The following is a 16,472-nucleotide window of genomic DNA, read 5'->3' as shown; positions in this document are numbered from 1 at the left end:
CGTCGTGTGTTACTCATCCACTGCTCCTGTTTGAGTCAGGATAGTAGCTTAACTGGGTATCCACAACTTTGTAGCAGGATCAGAGAATCAAATGAAGCAGGCGACTCAATAAAGCGCAGAGCCGTTTGGGCGTGCTGTATGCATGCTCGGATGGGGTTTACTCATCCTTGCTGAACCGGATGGAGGCGGCAAGGGAGACAACGAGAATGGAACCGATGTTGTGCGTTACCGCGCCGAGGATGGGGGTGAGCAGCCCCATGGAGCTGGCAACGAGGGCAATGGCGTTTATGCCGAAGCTGAGCAGGATGTTTATGCGTATGATGCGGGACATTTTGCGGCCAAGACGGACGAGGAAGGGCAGAAGGTCCAGCCTGTCGTTCATGAGCACGATGTCGGCCGTTTCCAGCGCCACATCGGCTCCGCGCAGCCCCATGGCGATGCCTGTGGAGGCTGATTTGAGGGCGGGGGCGTCGTTGATGCCATCGCCGACATAGACCACGCTGTCATTACCGTACGCGGAGATGGCGTTCAGCTTTTCGCCGGGCTTCTGGGCGGCGTGGTACTGCGTTATGCCTACCTCTTCCGCAATTTTGCGCACCGAGTGCGGCTGGTCTCCGGAAAGGATGACCAGATCGCGTATGCCCTCTGCCCGCAGGGCGGCGACGGTTTTTGCCGCTGTGCTTCTGGGGGTATCTTGCAGGCTGATGGTGCCTGCTGTTGTGCCGTCTACCAGCACGTCTACATTGGTATAGCCGTTTTCATCCGGGGTGGCGGAGGCCGCTATTTCCACCTTCTGCCCGGCGACAAGCCCGCATATGCCGCGCCCCGGCTCGGTATGAATATCGCCCGCCGCCTCAAAGGCGTAGCCCATGGTTTTGGCCTTGTTCACAATGGCAATGCCCAGCGGATGCAGGCTGCCCTTTTCTACCGAGGCGGCCATGCAGAGGACGCTTTGCTCATCGTGGCCATTTGCAGGGCGCACGGCGATGATCTGCGGTTCGCCGCTGGTGATGGTGCCTGTTTTGTCGAAGAAGAAGGCGGAGGCTGCGGCCACGTTTTCCAGATATTTACCGCCCTTGATGAGGATGCCGGACTTGGCGGCCCTGCCGATGGCGGCCACGGTGGAAACCGGGCTTGCCAGCAGGAACGAGCAGGGGCAGCCCACGATGAGCACGGTGATGGAGCGGGTGATGTCGCCGGTGACAAGGTAGGTGAGCACGGCAATGCCCAGCACGATGGGCGTGAACCACGCGGCGTATCTGTCTACGATTTTGCCGCTGTCTGTCTTCTGCAATTCGGCGGCGTTCACCATCTGGATGATTCTGCCTATGGTGGAGTCGTCGCCCACCCTGTCTGCGCGGACCTTTATGAATCCGTTCACACACAGGGTTCCGGCGTATACGGCGTCTTCCACGCCCTTGTCCACGGGGATGGATTCGCCGGTTATGGAGGCTTCGTCCACCGAGGTGCCGCCCGCGATGATGGTGCCGTCTACCGGGATGGTGTCGCCGGCCCTGATGACGAGGATATCTCCCCGCGTGACGCGCTTTACGTCCGTGACCATCTCTTTGCCGTCCACTTCCAGCACCGCCGTGGTGGGGGTGACTTCCACCAGCGCGCGGATGGAGTTTCTGGCACTGTCGCTGACCGCTTCTTCAAGGAGTGCGCCGAAGACCATGATGGCGCTGACGATGGCGCCTTCCAGATAGTTTCCGGTGAGGAGACAGGCGATGATGGCGATGCTTACCAGCTCGTCTACGTTGATTTCTCTGGCCCACAGGCCCTTGGCGGCCTTTGCGATGATGGGCAGCCCGTTTATGGCGATGGAGATGAGCAGCAGGATGCTGCCCCATGAAAGGTTGGCCGGAAAAGGCGAGGGAGTCTCCATGAGGGCAAGGGCTACGGGTATGGGCAGGACGCCGCAAACCACTCTGGCAAAGTCTTGAGAACGGAATATTTCCCGGTAGATATGGAGATCTGCGTGGCGGCCTATCATGAATCGGCTCCTGTTTAGTTTGAGTATCAAAGTATATGCGGAGGGGTAGCACCAAGATTGTTCAGCCGTCAAGTTGTTTGATGGGCGAAGCAGTTTGGAGGACGAAACCGTTTGGCGCATGGGGTGTATGAAGGGGGGAAGGGGCGGGAAAGATCGGGAAAGGTTGGCGGGAATGCCTAGGTAAGCGGTTATTGACAGGGCATCCGGCCCGCAGGTATAGCTTGCCTCAGAAAAAGGGAGTACGCCGCGCTGCTGCGCAAGGTTGAGTGCTTTGCGTACGTTTTTGTGCGCTTGGTCCTGAACACGCTCGGCGGTTTGCACTGTACCCTTTCGGGATGGCCCGCGGATGACGTTGTTTTAACAATTTGCGGGTCGGTAAGAATAACTTTTTAGCAGCTTTGGCGAGGATAGTGGATGCGTACCTATAAGGATTCTGTTCGTTATGCATAGCAAGGGCTGTTGCATAACAACGTAGTTATTACGGCAATAGCCCTTGCTCGTTCCTGATACATCATTAGGAGGAGCATAATGGGCTACAAGAATGCGAAATGCGTGCTGCCGCAGCATGTGCTGTGTGCCGTGCAGGAGTTTATAGACGGTGAGTACCTGTATATTCCCCGCAAGGAGGAATGCAGGAAACAGTGGGGAGAGGCTTCGCGGAGCCGCCAGCGGCTGCTTGCCCGGAACAGGGAGATAGCCGCAGGGCGCAGGAACGGGGTGACCGTTCCGGAGCTTGCGGAGCGGTATTATCTTTCCGTCAAGGCTGTGTATAAGATACTCGCCGCCATGAACAGAAACTGACGCAGAAGCGTCCCGGATATTCCGGGGCGCTTTTTTGTTTATGAAAGGAATGGTGGGGTGCGTCCTGCGCTCGGGCGGTGTATGTGCAGTGGAAAGGCTGAGGCTGCTTGGGCTGGCTGTGGCTGCCCGTGCGTTTGCGGGAATATGGAAGAAGTGGTTGGCGGCATTTGATAGCCGGGGGCGGTATGGCAGTGTGTGCCGGACAAGCTGGTTACTGGCGTGTGCCGGTGCAGTTTTGCCTGTGGGCAATGCCATTTTACTGGTGAACAGATGGCGTTTTGCCTGAGAACGATGCCATTGTATTGGTGCGCCGGGGTCACGTCATTCATGTGCCGTTCATGTGTAACTGTAAGGAGTTTGCAACAGTGGATATTCCACGGATTTTCAACATAACAGAAAGTGCTCACCGCATTCACAATCCGTTCACACCGGAGAAATTTGCCACGCTGGGCGAGGCGTTGCGGCTGGAACCCGGCACGCGGGTGCTCGACCTGGGAAGCGGCTCCGGTGAGATGCTCTGCACGTGGGCACGCGATTACGGAATTACCGGCACCGGGGTGGACATGAGCCAATTGTTCTCCGGGCAGGCAACGCGCCGCGCCGAGGAACTTGGCGTTGCCGACCGGGTAGAGTTCATTCACGGCGACGCTGCGGGCTATGTGGCTGACGAGAAGGTGGGTGTGGCAGCCTGTGTGGGGGCAACGTGGATTGGGGGCGGCTTTGCCGGAACCATTGATCTGCTGGCTCAGAGCCTTGCTCCCGGCGGGATTATCCTTATCGGCGAGCCGTACTGGCGGCAGTTGCCGCCGACGGAAGAGGTTGCCAAGGGGTGCCTTGCCCATTCGGTTGCGGATTTTCTGCTGCTTCCTCAGCTGATCAGGTCGTTCGGCGACCTTGGCTACGACGTTGTGGAAATGGTTCTGGCGAATCAGGACGGCTGGGACAGGTATGAGGCGGCCAAGTGGCTTACCATGCGCCGCTGGCTTGAGACGAACCCCGATGATGAACTCGCGGGAGAGGTGCGGGCGCAACTGACCTCTGAACCGGAGCGTTATTCTTTGTACACGCGCGAGTATATGGGCTGGGGCGTGTTTGCGCTGATGGCGCGGTGATACGTGTGTGCTGATGGCGCGGTGAGACGTGTGCGCTGATGGCGCGGTGCCAAGAAGAAGAGGAAGAGGAGAAGAGGCTTATGGATGAGTATCAGTTGCTTGCGGACCTGCATGAGGGAACCGCTCGACAGGGGCCGGGCGGAGAGACAGAGACGCTTCTGGCCATGAACCTTGCCGGGCTGGACAGCTCGCACCCGCTGCGCATTGCGGACATAGGCTGCGGAACCGGGGCTTCTTCCGTTCTGCTTGCCGGGAAGCTGGATGCGCATGTTGTGGCGGTGGACCTGTTTGCGGAGTTTTTGGACCAGCTTGGCCCCAGGGCCGCCGCAGCCGGAGTGGCGGACCGCATAACCACCCTTGCCTGCTCCATGGATGCCCTGCCGTTCCGGGAGGGGGAGTTTGATGTTGTATGGTCCGAAGGGGCCGCCTACTGCATGGGGTTTGAGGCGGCGGTTTCGGCATGGAGGCGGTTTCTTAAGCCGGGGGGAGTGCTGGCTGTTTCCGAAATCACATGGCTGGGCGCGGCCCGTCCGTCCGAGATTCAGGAATACTGGGAGCGCGAATACCCGGAAATAGATGTGGCCTCTGCCAAGATGGGGGTTATGGAGCGGTGCGGCTACAGCCCGGAAGGGTATTTTGTCCAGCCGCCGCATTGCTGGCGGGAGCACTATTACCGCCCTTTGGAAAGGCGTTTCGACAGCTTTCTTGCCCGGCATGGCTGCTGCGGCGCGGGTGAGCAGGGTGGTGGGGCCAGTCAGGCCAATCAGGTCGGTCAGGGGAAGCAGGCTCAGGCCGTTATTGATGCGGTGAAAGCCGAAATTGCCCTGTATGAGCAATATGGCGCGTATTACGGCTACGGCTTCTATGTGGGGAGAAGGCTCTGAGGGGGGATGGCTGTGGGGTTGTTTAAGAAAAATTTGTTGTCATTTATCCGTTATCTTGAATAGTGATGCAGGATATGTAGATGGGTTCTTATAGCCTATGGCGCGATCCAGATAATGTGTTTTACAAGTGTTGCATGGAGGAAGGGGAATGTCCATTCCTGTAGATTTTGCAATTGTATTCATTTGAATGTCTAGGTGGTGAAATATAGCCTCGTAATACTTGTTGCATTGGTATATTTCCTTGTTATACTTATTAAAAATGATTTCGCGTATTGATGAGCAAAATAGTTAGATCATTTCATAGTGTTCTGTGAGAATTGGTTTTATTTTTCTATCTTTGCTTATAATATACTCAACGCCAGCTTTGTCTTTTGCTTTTTTTTCGTTGTAAGCATTGTCAATTATTTCTTTTGGTAGTATAAAGTTTATTGATTTGAGTTTGGTTTTATAGTTAATTGTAGCACTCCATTTGAATTCAAAGTCTGCTCCGTGGTTCAGTCTGTTCCGTGCGAATATGATGCTGTTGTGGCAGGCGTTGTCAATCGTTCTCTTGTATAAATCAGAGAATTCATGTTTTAAATCATATGTTTTCTGTAGTATTTTTTCGTTTTCCATTATTGCATATGTTAAAGATGAGTATCCAAAGAAAAGTAAGTTGATAATGTTTTGGAAAAAATCAATAATTTCACTGCTAGAGCTTCTGCTTGCGCTTGATTTGCCAAAATATGATTCAGTGCATTTGTCGATCTCGCTGTCTATGTTCTGTTTAAATAATTTTAGTTTAAAGTATAATTTTTGAAAGTTGCATATGTCTTGGTATGTTGTGTATCCTTTATGTTTTCTGAGTATTTTGTTCATGTTGTTAGAGTTTCTCATATATAAATGTGTGACAGTGTCCTTTTCCCAAGGTTCATTTCCAAGAAAATTTTCAATTTTAGAAAGCTGAAATGTTTTTCTCTATGGTCATCAATTCTTTTAAGTGCCATTCTTAGCAGCTCATAGTTTGCAGATCTATGCATATTATCTCTCGTTATTTCTTGATGATTCTTTTGATTTTTTGTTGTCTTTGAGTTTCACTTAGGAAGTGTAAGAATGATTCATGTCTTATATTAGCATTTAATGTATATATCAATTAAATATGAAATTAAAAATGATATGTGAAAAATATCCGTATCTATGAGTCTAATTAATATTTGACCAGTCAATACAATGTTTTTGATCTCATGTCAGCCTTATTTAGAGAAATTTTCAGATAGCTCGCATTGTTTCGGGCGAAGAACTTCTCCTCTTGCTTTCTCCGCACGCAACTTGTTTGGCGAAAGAGGATTGGCTGGCAATAGATGCACCTTTGAGTGCTGATTCCGTCCAGCGTACCGCACGATCACCTGCATAGCAAGAGATAGGGGCTCTGCTATACGGCATAAGATGCCAAATGTTATTGGTAGGATACAAGGAAGTGGTGAATGATGTCGGTGCGTTATTTCGCCTAGCCCTGCGCAACGTGTGCTGTCCTAACATGAGGTTATCATGCGCTTGAGGCAGGCAGACTTGCTAAATGCGAGTCCCCGAACCACGAAAAAAGCCGCTATCTTTCGATAACGGCTTTTTTCGTTCTGTGGCGTCCCCAAGGGGATTTGAACCCCTGTCGCCTGCGTGAAAGGCAGGTGTCCTGGGCCAGGCTAGACGATGGGGACGCGTGGGGCGCATGACGAAGCGGGCGTTTGCCGCGCGGCGTTGCATGGCGCGATGGGGTCTATAGGCAAAGCAGCGGGGTATGTCAACGAATTTTCGCGCCGAGGAGATGCGCTGCCCTTGACCCTGCGCGGCGGGTGCTTATGTATAGGCTGTGGACGGACAGAGTATCCCTTCTGGAGATATATGGCGGAAACCATAACGGAGGGTAAGCCAGATTAATTCTGACAATCAGTTCCACGGCGAGAGAATCTGCTGCTGAAGACACGCCCCGCGAGCCGGTGCCACCGGGCACGACAGGCCGGGGAGAGCATACCCGCTCAAGGAAATTTCAGGCAGATTCTCTCTTTTTGTGTGCGCCTGTCCGGGAAGTGTCTTGGTTTTGACGGGCAGGGCTTGTGCCGGAATATGCGCTGAGCCTGCACAGAACCGTACGGGGTTTGACACGCAGAATCCCTTGCGCTTGCACAAAATTTCGCTATGCTACCTCCCCACAACACCGGGTCTGAATGCAGCATTTGGGCACAGCATTCGGGCACGATATTCTGGAGCAAACCGGGGCATAGCGAATGACCAGACTTGAACCGCTTACCAACCTCTTCGACATGCTGCATCATTATTGGGAAAACCCCAAAATGCAGCGCAGGGTCGCCAAGCTGCTCATCATCATCTTTCTGGGCAGTCTGTTCGGAATTGAACTGCGCCGGCAGGGACTGCTGCCGGAACCTCTTGCCTCCATAACTCCGGACAATCATTTCCATGCGGCCAATCTGGCCTTTTCCATGCTGCTTGTGCTGGAGGTGATGAGCCTTGTCTTTGTGCTGCCCCAGTCGGTGACCAAATCGCTGGGCAAGCAGTTTGAGATACTCACGCTTATTCTGCTCAGAAACTCCTTTAAGGAACTGAGCCACATGCACGAACCCATTGATGTGGTGCAGGATCTGGAGGCCATATTGCACGTGCTGACCTCCAGCATGGGGGCGCTGGTGGTGTTTATCCTGCTGGGGCTGTATTACCGCATGCACCGGTATCAGGGCTATCTGCGTGATCCCATGGAGATGCTGCACTACGTGATGGCCAAGAAGGTTCTGGGGCTTGGCCTGTTTGTGGTCTTTGTCGCCATAGGCGGCTACAATATTTGGGATTTTGCGGTTAACGGCGAGAAGAACGAATTTTTTCACACCTTCTACACGGTGCTGATCTTTGCGGATATTCTGCTGGTGCTGATCGCGCAGCGGTATATGCCCAGCTTTCATGCGGTGTTCCGCAATTCCGGCTATCTTATTGCCACGCTGTTCATACGCATAGCCCTGTCTGCCCCGCCGTACTACGATGCGGCGGTGGGCATAGGCGCGGCGGTGTTTGCGCTGGCGGTGACCTATGCCACCAATGTGTTCCATTCTGGTTCGCTTACGTCCGTTGCGCCGCAGCCGGCGCCCAAGGACGGCAGGGACGGCAGGGACGAGAAGAACGAGAAGAACGAGAAGGAAGCCGTGCATGGCTGATAGGCCCTGCGGAAGGTTGCACACAGACGAAAGAAACGCGCGCCGCAGTCGTATGATTGCGGCGCGCTTTGCGTTTGGGAGAGGGCGGGTATTCCGCTAGCCTTGCAGCCTGGCGATGATGGCCTTGGCCGGGATGAGGCCGGTGGCGGCGGCGGAGACAATGTTGCCCGCCACGCCGGGGCCGTCTCCGGCCACGAACAGGCCGGAAACACTGGTTTCCAGATCGTTGCTTGTCTCTACCTGCGTGGCGAAGAACTTGATCTCCGGCGCGTAGAGCAGGGTGTTGTCATCGGCTATGCCGGGGATGACGTAGTTGAGCTGGGCCAGACCTTCCACAATGTTGGTGACGATGCGTTCCGGCAGGGCCATGGCTATGTCGCCGGGGACCACGTTGGTAAGGGTGGGCTCTATGTTGCCGTTGCGGATGCGTGTCCATGTGGAGCGTCTGCCCCGGCGCAGGTCGCCCAGACGCTGCAGGATGGGCTTGCCCCCGCCGATGATGGTGGCAAGCCTGCCTATGGCGGTGCCGTAGCCGGTGTTGTCGGAAACCGGGTCGGTGAGCACCACCTTGGACAGGAAGGCGAAGTTGGTGTTCTCTGACTTCTTGTCGCGGAAGGCGTGGCCGTTCACGCACACGAAATCCTGATAGTTTTCCAGCGCGATGAACCCGCCGGGATTGGTGCAGAAGGTGCGGGTCTGGTCATCATAGCGCTTGGTGCGCACAAAGAAGGTGGGGTCGTAGACCACATCGGTGATGTCGCGCATGACATCGTTGTGCGTTTCTACGCGCACGCCCACTTCTATGCCGCGCTGCGAAACGTTAAGTCCGTATTCGCGGCACACCTCGCCCACCCAGTCCGCTCCCACGCGTCCGGGGGCAAGAATGACCGCCTGCGCCTCGTAGCGTCCGCGCGTGGTCTCCACGCCCGTGACCCTGCCTTCGTGCGCGAGCACCTTTTTGACTTCCTCTTCACAGCGGATGACCACGCCGCGCTGTTCCAGATGCGCGGACATGGCGTGTATGTGGTCCGGCAGGCAGTCGCTGCCGAGATGCTTCTGTTTTATGAGCAGCAGTTCTATGCCGTTTTTGCGGGCTTCTTTGCGGATGGACCGGGCGCGCTCCATGTCTGAGGGGTAGGCGGGGCCGTCCATGTTGAAGGCGTTGAAGATGGCTTCGGTTTCATCGATGAGCCGCTCTGCTGCGCTGACGGGCATGAACTGCGTGAGGTCGGTTTTGCCGAGCTTGTGGATGTAGTTGAGTTTGCCGTCGGAAAAGAGCCCGCCCCCGCCGATGCCGGAAAGGATGTGGCAGGGCTTGCACTTGATACACGTCTGCGTCTTGCCGATGGGGCAGTTGCGCTGCTTGGCGGGCTTGCCCCGGTCTATCATGCACACGGAAAGGCCGGAATGCTCCGCAAGATGATAGGACGCGAACAATCCGGCGGGACCGCCGCCCACAACGATGACGTCGAACTGCATTTTCTGGGTCATAACCTGTTCTCCGGACAATATATATTGCCTTCCTGCCGCAGGGTTTTCTTCTGCCGGACACGGCGGGGAAAAGCACTGCACGCACGAAGGCTTATCCTAGCTTGCACACGAGTTTTTTGTTCTGTCAACGGATTTTTGTGCCTGCCGGACGCCGCCATACGTCTGCCGGACAACGCCGGGCGCAGCCGGATACGGTGACGGGGGGCGCGCATGGCCCGCCTGCCCCGCAGGGATGACGTGCCGCTGTTGTGCATAACGGCGTGCTGCCGCGTTTTTATGCCATCACGCCGTGCTGCGCCTCAAGCTGCCGGATGGCCGCGGCCAGACGGCGCACGGCCTCTTGCAGGGTTTCCGGGTCGTGCAGGGCGAAGTTCAGCCGCAGGTGGGCGGCGCCCTGCTCCGGGTGCAGGAAAAAGGCGGTGCCGGGAGCCACGGCCACGCCGTGGTGCAGGGCCAGCGGCGCAAGGCTGCCTGCGGTGAGCGGGGCGGGCAGGGTGCACCATGCAAAGAGCCCGCCCTGAATGGGAGCTATGCGCACCTGCGGCAGATGCTCGGCCATGGCCTGCAGCAGGGCGTTGCGGCGTTTGCGGTAGATTTGGCAGGAGCGGGCCAGATGCGCGCGGTGTCTGCCCACGGAGACAAAACGGTGCAGGGCGCGCTGGATGATGCCGGACGAGGAGAGATCGTTCAGCCGCTTGCAGCGGATGAGCAGGTCGCGCACGGGGCCTTCTGCCACAAGGTAGCCCACGCGCAGGCCCGGCATGAGCATTTTGGAGAAAGTGCCTGCGTAGAGCGTGTCGCCGGGGTGCGCCAGTGCCTTGAGGGCGGGTTGGGCGTGTCCTTCATACCGCAGTTCGCCCACGAAATCGTCCTCAAGCAGCGGGATGCCGTGCTCACGCGCCATGTGCACGAGCTGGCGGCGGCGCTGCCCGCTCATGCAGATGCCCGTGGGGTTGTGGAAATTGGGGATGGTGTAGATGAGCCGGGGAGCGTGCTCCTTCAGCAGTGCGGGCAGAAGGTCTGTGCGCATGCCCTCTTCATCCATGGGCACGGGGATGATGCGCAGCCCGCGCGAGCGGAACAGGTCCAGCCCGTCTGCGTAGCTGGGCGATTCTACCAGAACGGAGTCGCCGGGGGAGGTGAGCAACTGGCAGGCAAGGGCCAGAGCCTGCTGCGAACCGGCAGTGATGATGATGTCCTGCGGGGCGGCGGGGATGCCCTGATCCGCAAGCAGGTGCGAGATGGTACGGCGCAGGGGCGGATAGCCCGCCACCTCTTCGTATTCCCCAGCCTTCCAGCCTTCGCGCCGCAGGGTTTCGCGCAGGCTGGCGCGCAGCTGGTCCACGGGGAAGAGGCGCGGATCGCTGTTGCCGCTGTTCAGGGCGATGATATCTGCCTGCGGCGAGTGGCTGGACAGCGGGATGGCGGGCGGGGCCGAGAGGAAGCTGTGGCGGTGCAGGGCGTGGTGCTGCCATTGGGGCCACGGGTCGGAGGCAGCATCCGGAGTGCGGGCAGGGGATGCGCCGCACGGGGCATTGCCGCGGGGTAGTGAGCGGGCGGGGGTGGAGTAGGGAGGCAGCACATAGGTGCCGCTGCCCACCCGTGCCGCCACAAGGCCGGAAGCTTCCAGCTCCGCATAGGCTGTTTCTACGGTGATGCGGTTCACGCCGAGTTCGCGGGCAAGAACCCGGATGGCGGGCAGGCGGGTGTCTGCGGGCAGCGCGCCGCACTCTATGCGATGGCGGATGAAGCGGGCTATCTGCGTATACAGGGGCAGCGGGCTGGTTTTGTCTACGGGGATGCGCATGGTTCCGGAACCTTTGGCGGTATGTTCCCGGCAGCATATGGCTGCGCCGGGAAAATTGGCATGGTGAAAATAGGTATAAACCGTGCCTGTTGATGGGGTCAATGCGGCTATATGGTGTGCGGCATGTATAATGCGAAGGGTGGCACATTGGCTGAATCCTCCGCAGGTGGCATGGGCGGGGCAATAGGGTAACAGGCTGACCGGCTGACAGGTTGACAGGTTGGCAGGCTGACAGGGAGCATAAGGCATGAGGATACCGGCATTTTTTGTGACGGGTATGCAGGGCAGGGGATATATGGCCGCAGTGGGCAGTGCGGCCGTGCTGGCTTTTTCCAGTATTCTCATACGCTACATAAGCGATGCCTTTGCCCTGCCGGTGCTGGCGCTGGCCTTCTGGCGCAACGCCTTTGTCTGCGTTGTGCTGCTGCCGCTGCTGCTTGTGCTGCGGACGCCCCTTCTTGGCGGTCTGCGGGCGCACTGGCGCTTTTTTCTGTGCTACGGCTCCATGCTTGCGGTGTTCAATGTGGCGTGGACCGTGTCTGTCGTCCATAACGGGGCATCCGTGGCCACGGTTATGAACTACTGCTCCATAGCCTATATTGCCGTGTTTGCGCGGCTGCTGCTGGGGGAGCGGTGCACCATGCTCAAAAGCGCCGCATCGCTGCTGTGTTTTTGCGGGTGTGTGCTGGTGGCGGGCATGACCGACATGGAGGCGTGGCGTCTGAACGGTATGGGGGTTCTTGCCGGAGTGCTTTCCGGCCTTTTGTACGCGGCATACAGCCTGATGGGGCGCTGTGCGGCACAGCGCGGGGTGAACCCGTGGGCAACGCTGCTGTATACCTTTGGTTGCGCGGCGTGTGTGCTGTGGGGGCTGAATGCCGGATTTGCCCTGTTTGCGCCTGAGACGGGGCTGGCGTCTGCGGACCTGATGCCGCAGCGGCTGTGGGGTGGCGGCGGAATGGCGACGGCACTGCCCCTTGGCTGGATAGCCCTGCTCGCACTGGCGGTGGGGCCCACGTTGCTGGGCTATGGTCTGTACAATGTTTCGCTGTGCCATCTGCCGTCTTCGGTGGCGAATCTGGTGCTTACGCTGGAGCCTGTGCTTACCGCGCTTGTGGCATACAGGTTCTTGGGCGAGCGGTTAAGTGTCGTGCAATGGGCCGGGGGCGTGTGCATTATGGGCGGGGTGCTGGTGCTGCGGCTGGCGGTGCGCAGCGATGCGGAGGGGGAGGCGGGCAGTGCGAGGGCGTGCGCAGTACGGCACCGGGTGCGGGGAGAAAGCGGGTAGCGGGGCATTCGTCTGCCTGACCCGCACGGTATGCCCGTAACCGCCTGTTTGGCTTGACCAATGGTGAGGCTCCCTATACAGGAACTGATACGTTATGATCGGTTCCGTACAAGGGGGAGTGATGTTGTTCAACCGTTTCGGGCTGTTGCTGATAGTTCTGCTGCTGGGGTGCATGGTGCTGCCGGGGTGCGCGGTGGTGAGGAAGGTTCCCATGCCGCCGTATACGCAGACGGTGCATGAGGGGGCTGTGCCTGCGGGACCGTATGAGCCTGTTGCCTTTGACCGGGTGGTGGTTTCCGTGCGGCGGGGCGACCTTATCGGCGCGTGGTACACCGGCTTTTCAGAGGCGGGCGGGAGCCTGTGCAATCAGGAAGGCGTTTCGGAAATGACATGGGCCTCCGGTCATACCACGCTGATGGATACGGACAATCTTCTTGCCGACACATTCATCCAGACCATGCTGGAAATGGGATACGACGCGGTGGGGGATTCTTCCGTCATGTTTGACCGTGAAGCGGAAAGCGCACGGGCCACGTATCGCGTGGGGGCGCGCATAACAGGCATTACGTCCAACCTGTGCAAGGAATATTCTTCGTGGGACGGCAGTAACCTGCACCGGACCAGCGGGGAGGTGTTTCTCTCTGTGGAGTGGAGTGTCTATTCCGTCTTTGCCAAACAGGTGGTCTACAGCACGCGGACAGACGGGTATTACAAGCTGGCGAGAGGCGTGCCCAACGGAGGGGAGCTGATGTTTGCGGAAGCCTTTGCCGTAGCGGTGCAGAATCTGGCCGGGAAGAAGGATTTCAGCGAACTGCTGCACAAGAAGAGAGAGGGGGCGGCAACTCCGGAAGCAGAATAGGGCGGGCCCAATACAGGCCAAGACAGGCCAAGGCGGGCCAAGACGGACAAAGAGCGACATGGTGAGTGTGAAAAAGGCCCCGGCGGTGAAAACTGCCGGGGCCATGCTATTATATGATGCCTGCGGGGGGGGCAGGTTGTTTATGGCCGGCGGGCGGCGAGGAACTGCGAGAGAATCATGGCACCCGCCTGCGCCACGTTCAGCGAATCGAAGCCTTCCCGCATGGGGATAGCCAGCGAAACATCCATGCGTTTGCCCACGTTGGGGCGTATGCCCTTATCCTCGTTGCCGAGCACCAGAACGGCGGGGGTGTGCAGCTTGGCGGTGTACAGGTTTTCGGCATCGCCGCCCATGTAAGCTCCGTAGACGAAATAGCCCATATCCTTGGCCAGTTCCAGCGTGCGCGAAATGTTGGTGGCCTTTGCCACCGGCAGTTTGCCCAAGGCCCCTGCGGACGCCTTGGCCGCTGCCGCGCCCAGAAACGAGGCGTTGTGCTTGGGCACGATGAGGCCGCCCCCGCCTATGCCGTAGAGTGTGCGGGCAAGGGTGCCCGCGTTGCCGGGGTCCTGAATCTGATCAAGCACCAGCACCAGAGGCAGCGGTGATTCCAGTCCCATGCGCAGCACGGTCTCTTCGTCCAGAAAGCCTGCCTCGAAAATTTTGGCGATGACGCCCTGATGATTGCCCTTGAAAAGCTTGTCCAGAACGGCTTCCTGCACAAAAGTGAAGCGAATTTTTTGCTTCCGGCACAGATCGGTAATGATGGTAACGTCTTGGCCGCGTTTTTCTTTGCGAATAAGGACGGAATCCACCTGTTCGGGGTCTGTTTTCAGCCGTTCGGTGACAGGCTTGACGCCGGGGAGAAAGCCTTCGGAATTATTGTCGTTATCATGATGCATGTGCAAAATCCTGCATATTGTCTTGAAAAAGTTTACAGAATGAGTGATAGTTAGGAGAGTTGCCTTGTTTTTGCGATTAGGTTAGTGGCAGTATTCAAACGCAAGGTGCAGATACCCTCCCGTTGTTGCCGACGCAAGAGGGCTGGGCCGCAAAAACGGACAATGCATGCGAAAATACCTATCCATACAGAATACTTCCCTACGGTCCTGTGGTCTGGTGCTGATGTTCATGTTGACGTTGGTGCTTGGCGGTTGCGCCACTAAACAACCTGTTGCGGAGGGGCTTGGCGATGGTGCGCAGGGGGCTGCGTATTGTCCGCCCAACCTTGGCCGCCCGGACGTTTCCGCCGAAGACGTTGCCGCCCTTGATGAGGTGCCCGGCGACGAAGACGCCCAACTCACCTCTGACGAGCAGGAAGCCCTTAATTCCCGGCTCGACATCGACATTGAGATGGAAGACAGCGACCGTGAGGCAGTGGAAAGGTATTTCACCTATTTTACGCATCGCGGACGTGACCACTTTGTAAGATACCTTGAACGCGCCGGAATGTACATGCCCTACGCGCGTGAGGTGTTCCGCGAGAAGGGGTTGCCCGAAGAGCTGGTCTACCTCGCTATCGTGGAGAGCGGATTTAACCCCAATGCCTATTCCCGTTCCGGTGCTGCCGGTGTGTGGCAGTTCATGCCCTTTACGGGGCGCAAGTACGGACTGCGTTACGACTGGTGGATAGATGAGCGCCGCGATCCCTTTAAGTCTGTGCATTCCGCAGCGGACTACCTGAACAAGCTGTATGCTGATTTCGGAGACTGGTACCTTGCCATTGCCGCCTACAACGCGGGCGAGGGCAAGATTGGCCGCGCCATGAAGGGAACCGGAGCCGAAAGCTTTTTTGAACTGACCCAGAAGAACCACAAGCTCAGCCAGAAGCAGCAGCTGCGGCAGGAAACCAAGGACTATGTGCCCAAGTTCCTTGCCGTGGTGAAGATTATGCGCAATCTGAAGAAGCTTGGGTTTGAACCCGTGGATGAAAGTTGCCGCCTTGACCTTGCGGAGCTGAAAGTGAAGGGCGGCACGGATCTGCTGGCTCTTTCCAAGTCCGTAGGCATGGATTGGGCAACCTTTGCCACATACAACCCGGCATTTTTGCGGCAGGTGAGCCCGCCTGATTATGAGGCGTCGGTTTATCTGGCAGAAACCCAGATGGCTGCGGCGCAGAACTTTGTGCGCTCTGCCAAGTCCCGTCCTTTTGAGGGCTGGCAGGCGTACAATATCAAGTCCGGTGATACGTGGTACCGCATAAGCCGCCAGTTTAACGTGCCCATCACGGTGCTGAAGAGCGTGAACAAGAGCGCTTCTGACAATCTGCGCATAGGGCAGCAGGTGATGATTCCTGCCGGTGCCAAGGCGGCGTCTACTGCCGTGGCGGAAAAGGACACGCGCAGCAGAACGCGCTCCATCGCCCAGAAGCGCAGCAACTACGTGGTGCAGACCGGGGATACGCTCTATGCCATTTCCCGCGAGACCGGTGTGAGCCTGCAATCATTGTTGGAAGCGAACGGCCTTACCGCCGCCTCCATCCTCAAGGTGGGGCAGAAGTTGTATGTGCCGGACCAGTCTGTTTCCAAGACTGTTGCTTCACGCAGGCAGGCTGAGGAGGCAAAGCGCACCGTTGTGTACCGTGTGCAGCGCGGCGAATCCGTATGGTCCATTGCGCGCAAGTTTGGCGTATCGCACCTGGATGTGATGCGCTGGAACGAGCTTTCGGCTCAGCCCAAGCTGCAACCTGGTGATCAGCTGCGCCTGTTCGTGAACTGACGGACGGCGTATAACCCCTGTGTTTTCAAGGCTCCGAAGTGATTCGGGGCCTTTTTTCATTGTGGCGGACGGTGTTTTGAAAAAACCAGTTGACGGGTGGGTGGGATTTGCGTAGAACCCGCTTCCCTGCTTCGGAAGGGACTGCTCATTAACACGACGGGTTTTGCATCTCCTTAATATAGTTGGCAAACGATCATTGATCGGGCTGGCACGGCGGAAGGGACACCGGAAAGAAAGCTTGCGAAAACTGCTTGACGGATGCCACGAAGCCGGGTAGAAGCTGCCTCTCGCTTCGGCGGGAAGGTTTTTGCCCTGAACGGGG

At 57.4% G+C, this 16,472-nt stretch carries 12 protein-coding genes and 1 tRNA gene; 7 read left to right on the top strand and 6 right to left on the bottom strand.

From position 1 onward, the window contains the following. Nucleotides 1-157: 157 nt before the first annotated feature. On the bottom strand, nucleotides 158-1,996 hold the full coding sequence (locus HUV26_RS13375) for a heavy metal translocating P-type ATPase (RefSeq protein WP_174410652.1): 1,839 nt from the start codon (nucleotides 1,994-1,996) through the stop codon (nucleotides 158-160). 528 nt (nucleotides 1,997-2,524) lie between these two features. On the opposite strand from HUV26_RS13375, the gene HUV26_RS13370 reads away from it, so the two are divergent. The 3 genes from HUV26_RS13370 (at nucleotide 2,525) to HUV26_RS13360 (ending at nucleotide 4,793) form a co-directional block, all read left to right on the top strand. Next, on the top strand, nucleotides 2,525-2,797 hold the full coding sequence (locus HUV26_RS13370) for a CD3324 family protein (protein ID WP_174410651.1): 273 nt from the start codon (nucleotides 2,525-2,527) through the stop codon (nucleotides 2,795-2,797). Between the two features lie 365 nt (nucleotides 2,798-3,162). Beyond that, the gene (locus HUV26_RS13365; protein WP_174410650.1) at nucleotides 3,163-3,909 is read left to right on the top strand and encodes an SAM-dependent methyltransferase; all 747 of its coding nucleotides are present in this window, start codon (nucleotides 3,163-3,165) and stop codon (nucleotides 3,907-3,909) included. Nucleotides 3,910-3,989: 80 nt separating this feature from the next. After that, the gene (locus HUV26_RS13360; protein WP_174410649.1) at nucleotides 3,990-4,793 is read left to right on the top strand and encodes a class I SAM-dependent methyltransferase; all 804 of its coding nucleotides are present in this window, start codon (nucleotides 3,990-3,992) and stop codon (nucleotides 4,791-4,793) included. Between the two features lie 288 nt (nucleotides 4,794-5,081). On the opposite strand, the gene HUV26_RS13355 is transcribed toward HUV26_RS13360, so the two are convergent. Together HUV26_RS13355 and HUV26_RS13350 are read right to left on the bottom strand one after the other, a co-directional pair. Beyond that, a complete protein-coding gene (locus HUV26_RS13355) occupies nucleotides 5,082-5,651 on the bottom strand; it encodes a hypothetical protein (RefSeq protein ID WP_174410648.1) in 570 nt (189 codons plus the stop codon). A gap of 758 nt (nucleotides 5,652-6,409) precedes the next feature. Beyond that, nucleotides 6,410-6,487 (bottom strand) — tRNA-Glu (locus tag HUV26_RS13350). A 567-nt stretch (nucleotides 6,488-7,054) separates the two neighbouring features. Here HUV26_RS13350 and HUV26_RS13345 point away from each other — a divergent pair. Then, nucleotides 7,055-7,990, top strand: a complete 936-nt coding sequence (locus tag HUV26_RS13345; RefSeq protein WP_243451394.1) for a hypothetical protein — start codon at nucleotides 7,055-7,057, stop codon at nucleotides 7,988-7,990. A gap of 96 nt (nucleotides 7,991-8,086) precedes the next feature. On the opposite strand, the gene HUV26_RS13340 is transcribed toward HUV26_RS13345, so the two are convergent. After that, complete coding sequence (locus tag HUV26_RS13340) at nucleotides 8,087-9,481, bottom strand: NAD(P)/FAD-dependent oxidoreductase (RefSeq protein ID WP_174410647.1); 1,395 nt, start codon at nucleotides 9,479-9,481, stop codon at nucleotides 8,087-8,089. A gap of 274 nt (nucleotides 9,482-9,755) precedes the next feature. Then, nucleotides 9,756-11,288, bottom strand: coding sequence for a MocR-like pyridoxine biosynthesis transcription factor PdxR (pdxR, locus tag HUV26_RS13335; protein ID WP_174410646.1), 1,533 nt, complete (start codon nucleotides 11,286-11,288; stop codon nucleotides 9,756-9,758). A 247-nt stretch (nucleotides 11,289-11,535) separates the two neighbouring features. On the opposite strand from pdxR, the gene HUV26_RS13330 reads away from it, so the two are divergent. Beyond that, nucleotides 11,536-12,576, top strand: a complete 1,041-nt coding sequence (locus HUV26_RS13330) for a DMT family transporter (protein ID WP_174410645.1) — start codon at nucleotides 11,536-11,538, stop codon at nucleotides 12,574-12,576. Between the two features lie 121 nt (nucleotides 12,577-12,697). After that, nucleotides 12,698-13,435: a hypothetical protein gene (locus tag HUV26_RS13325; RefSeq protein ID WP_174410644.1), complete on the top strand. Its 738-nt coding sequence runs from the start codon at nucleotides 12,698-12,700 to the stop codon at nucleotides 13,433-13,435. Nucleotides 13,436-13,575: 140 nt separating this feature from the next. Here the strand turns inward: HUV26_RS13325 and HUV26_RS13320 are convergent, their stop codons facing one another. After that, nucleotides 13,576-14,334, bottom strand: a complete 759-nt coding sequence (locus HUV26_RS13320) for a TrmH family RNA methyltransferase (RefSeq protein ID WP_174410643.1) — start codon at nucleotides 14,332-14,334, stop codon at nucleotides 13,576-13,578. A 229-nt stretch (nucleotides 14,335-14,563) separates the two neighbouring features. On the opposite strand from HUV26_RS13320, the gene HUV26_RS13315 reads away from it, so the two are divergent. Continuing rightward, on the top strand, nucleotides 14,564-16,150 hold the full coding sequence (locus tag HUV26_RS13315; RefSeq protein ID WP_243451393.1) for a lytic transglycosylase: 1,587 nt from the start codon (nucleotides 14,564-14,566) through the stop codon (nucleotides 16,148-16,150). Nucleotides 16,151-16,472: the final 322 nt, after the last annotated feature.

Origin of the sequence: Desulfovibrio psychrotolerans (assembly GCF_013340305.1) — a bacterium.
Lineage (GTDB): Bacteria > Desulfobacterota > Desulfovibrionia > Desulfovibrionales > Desulfovibrionaceae > Halodesulfovibrio > Halodesulfovibrio psychrotolerans.
The sequence above is the reverse complement of the archived record's forward strand: the minus strand, read 5'-3'. Positions and strand labels throughout refer to the sequence as shown.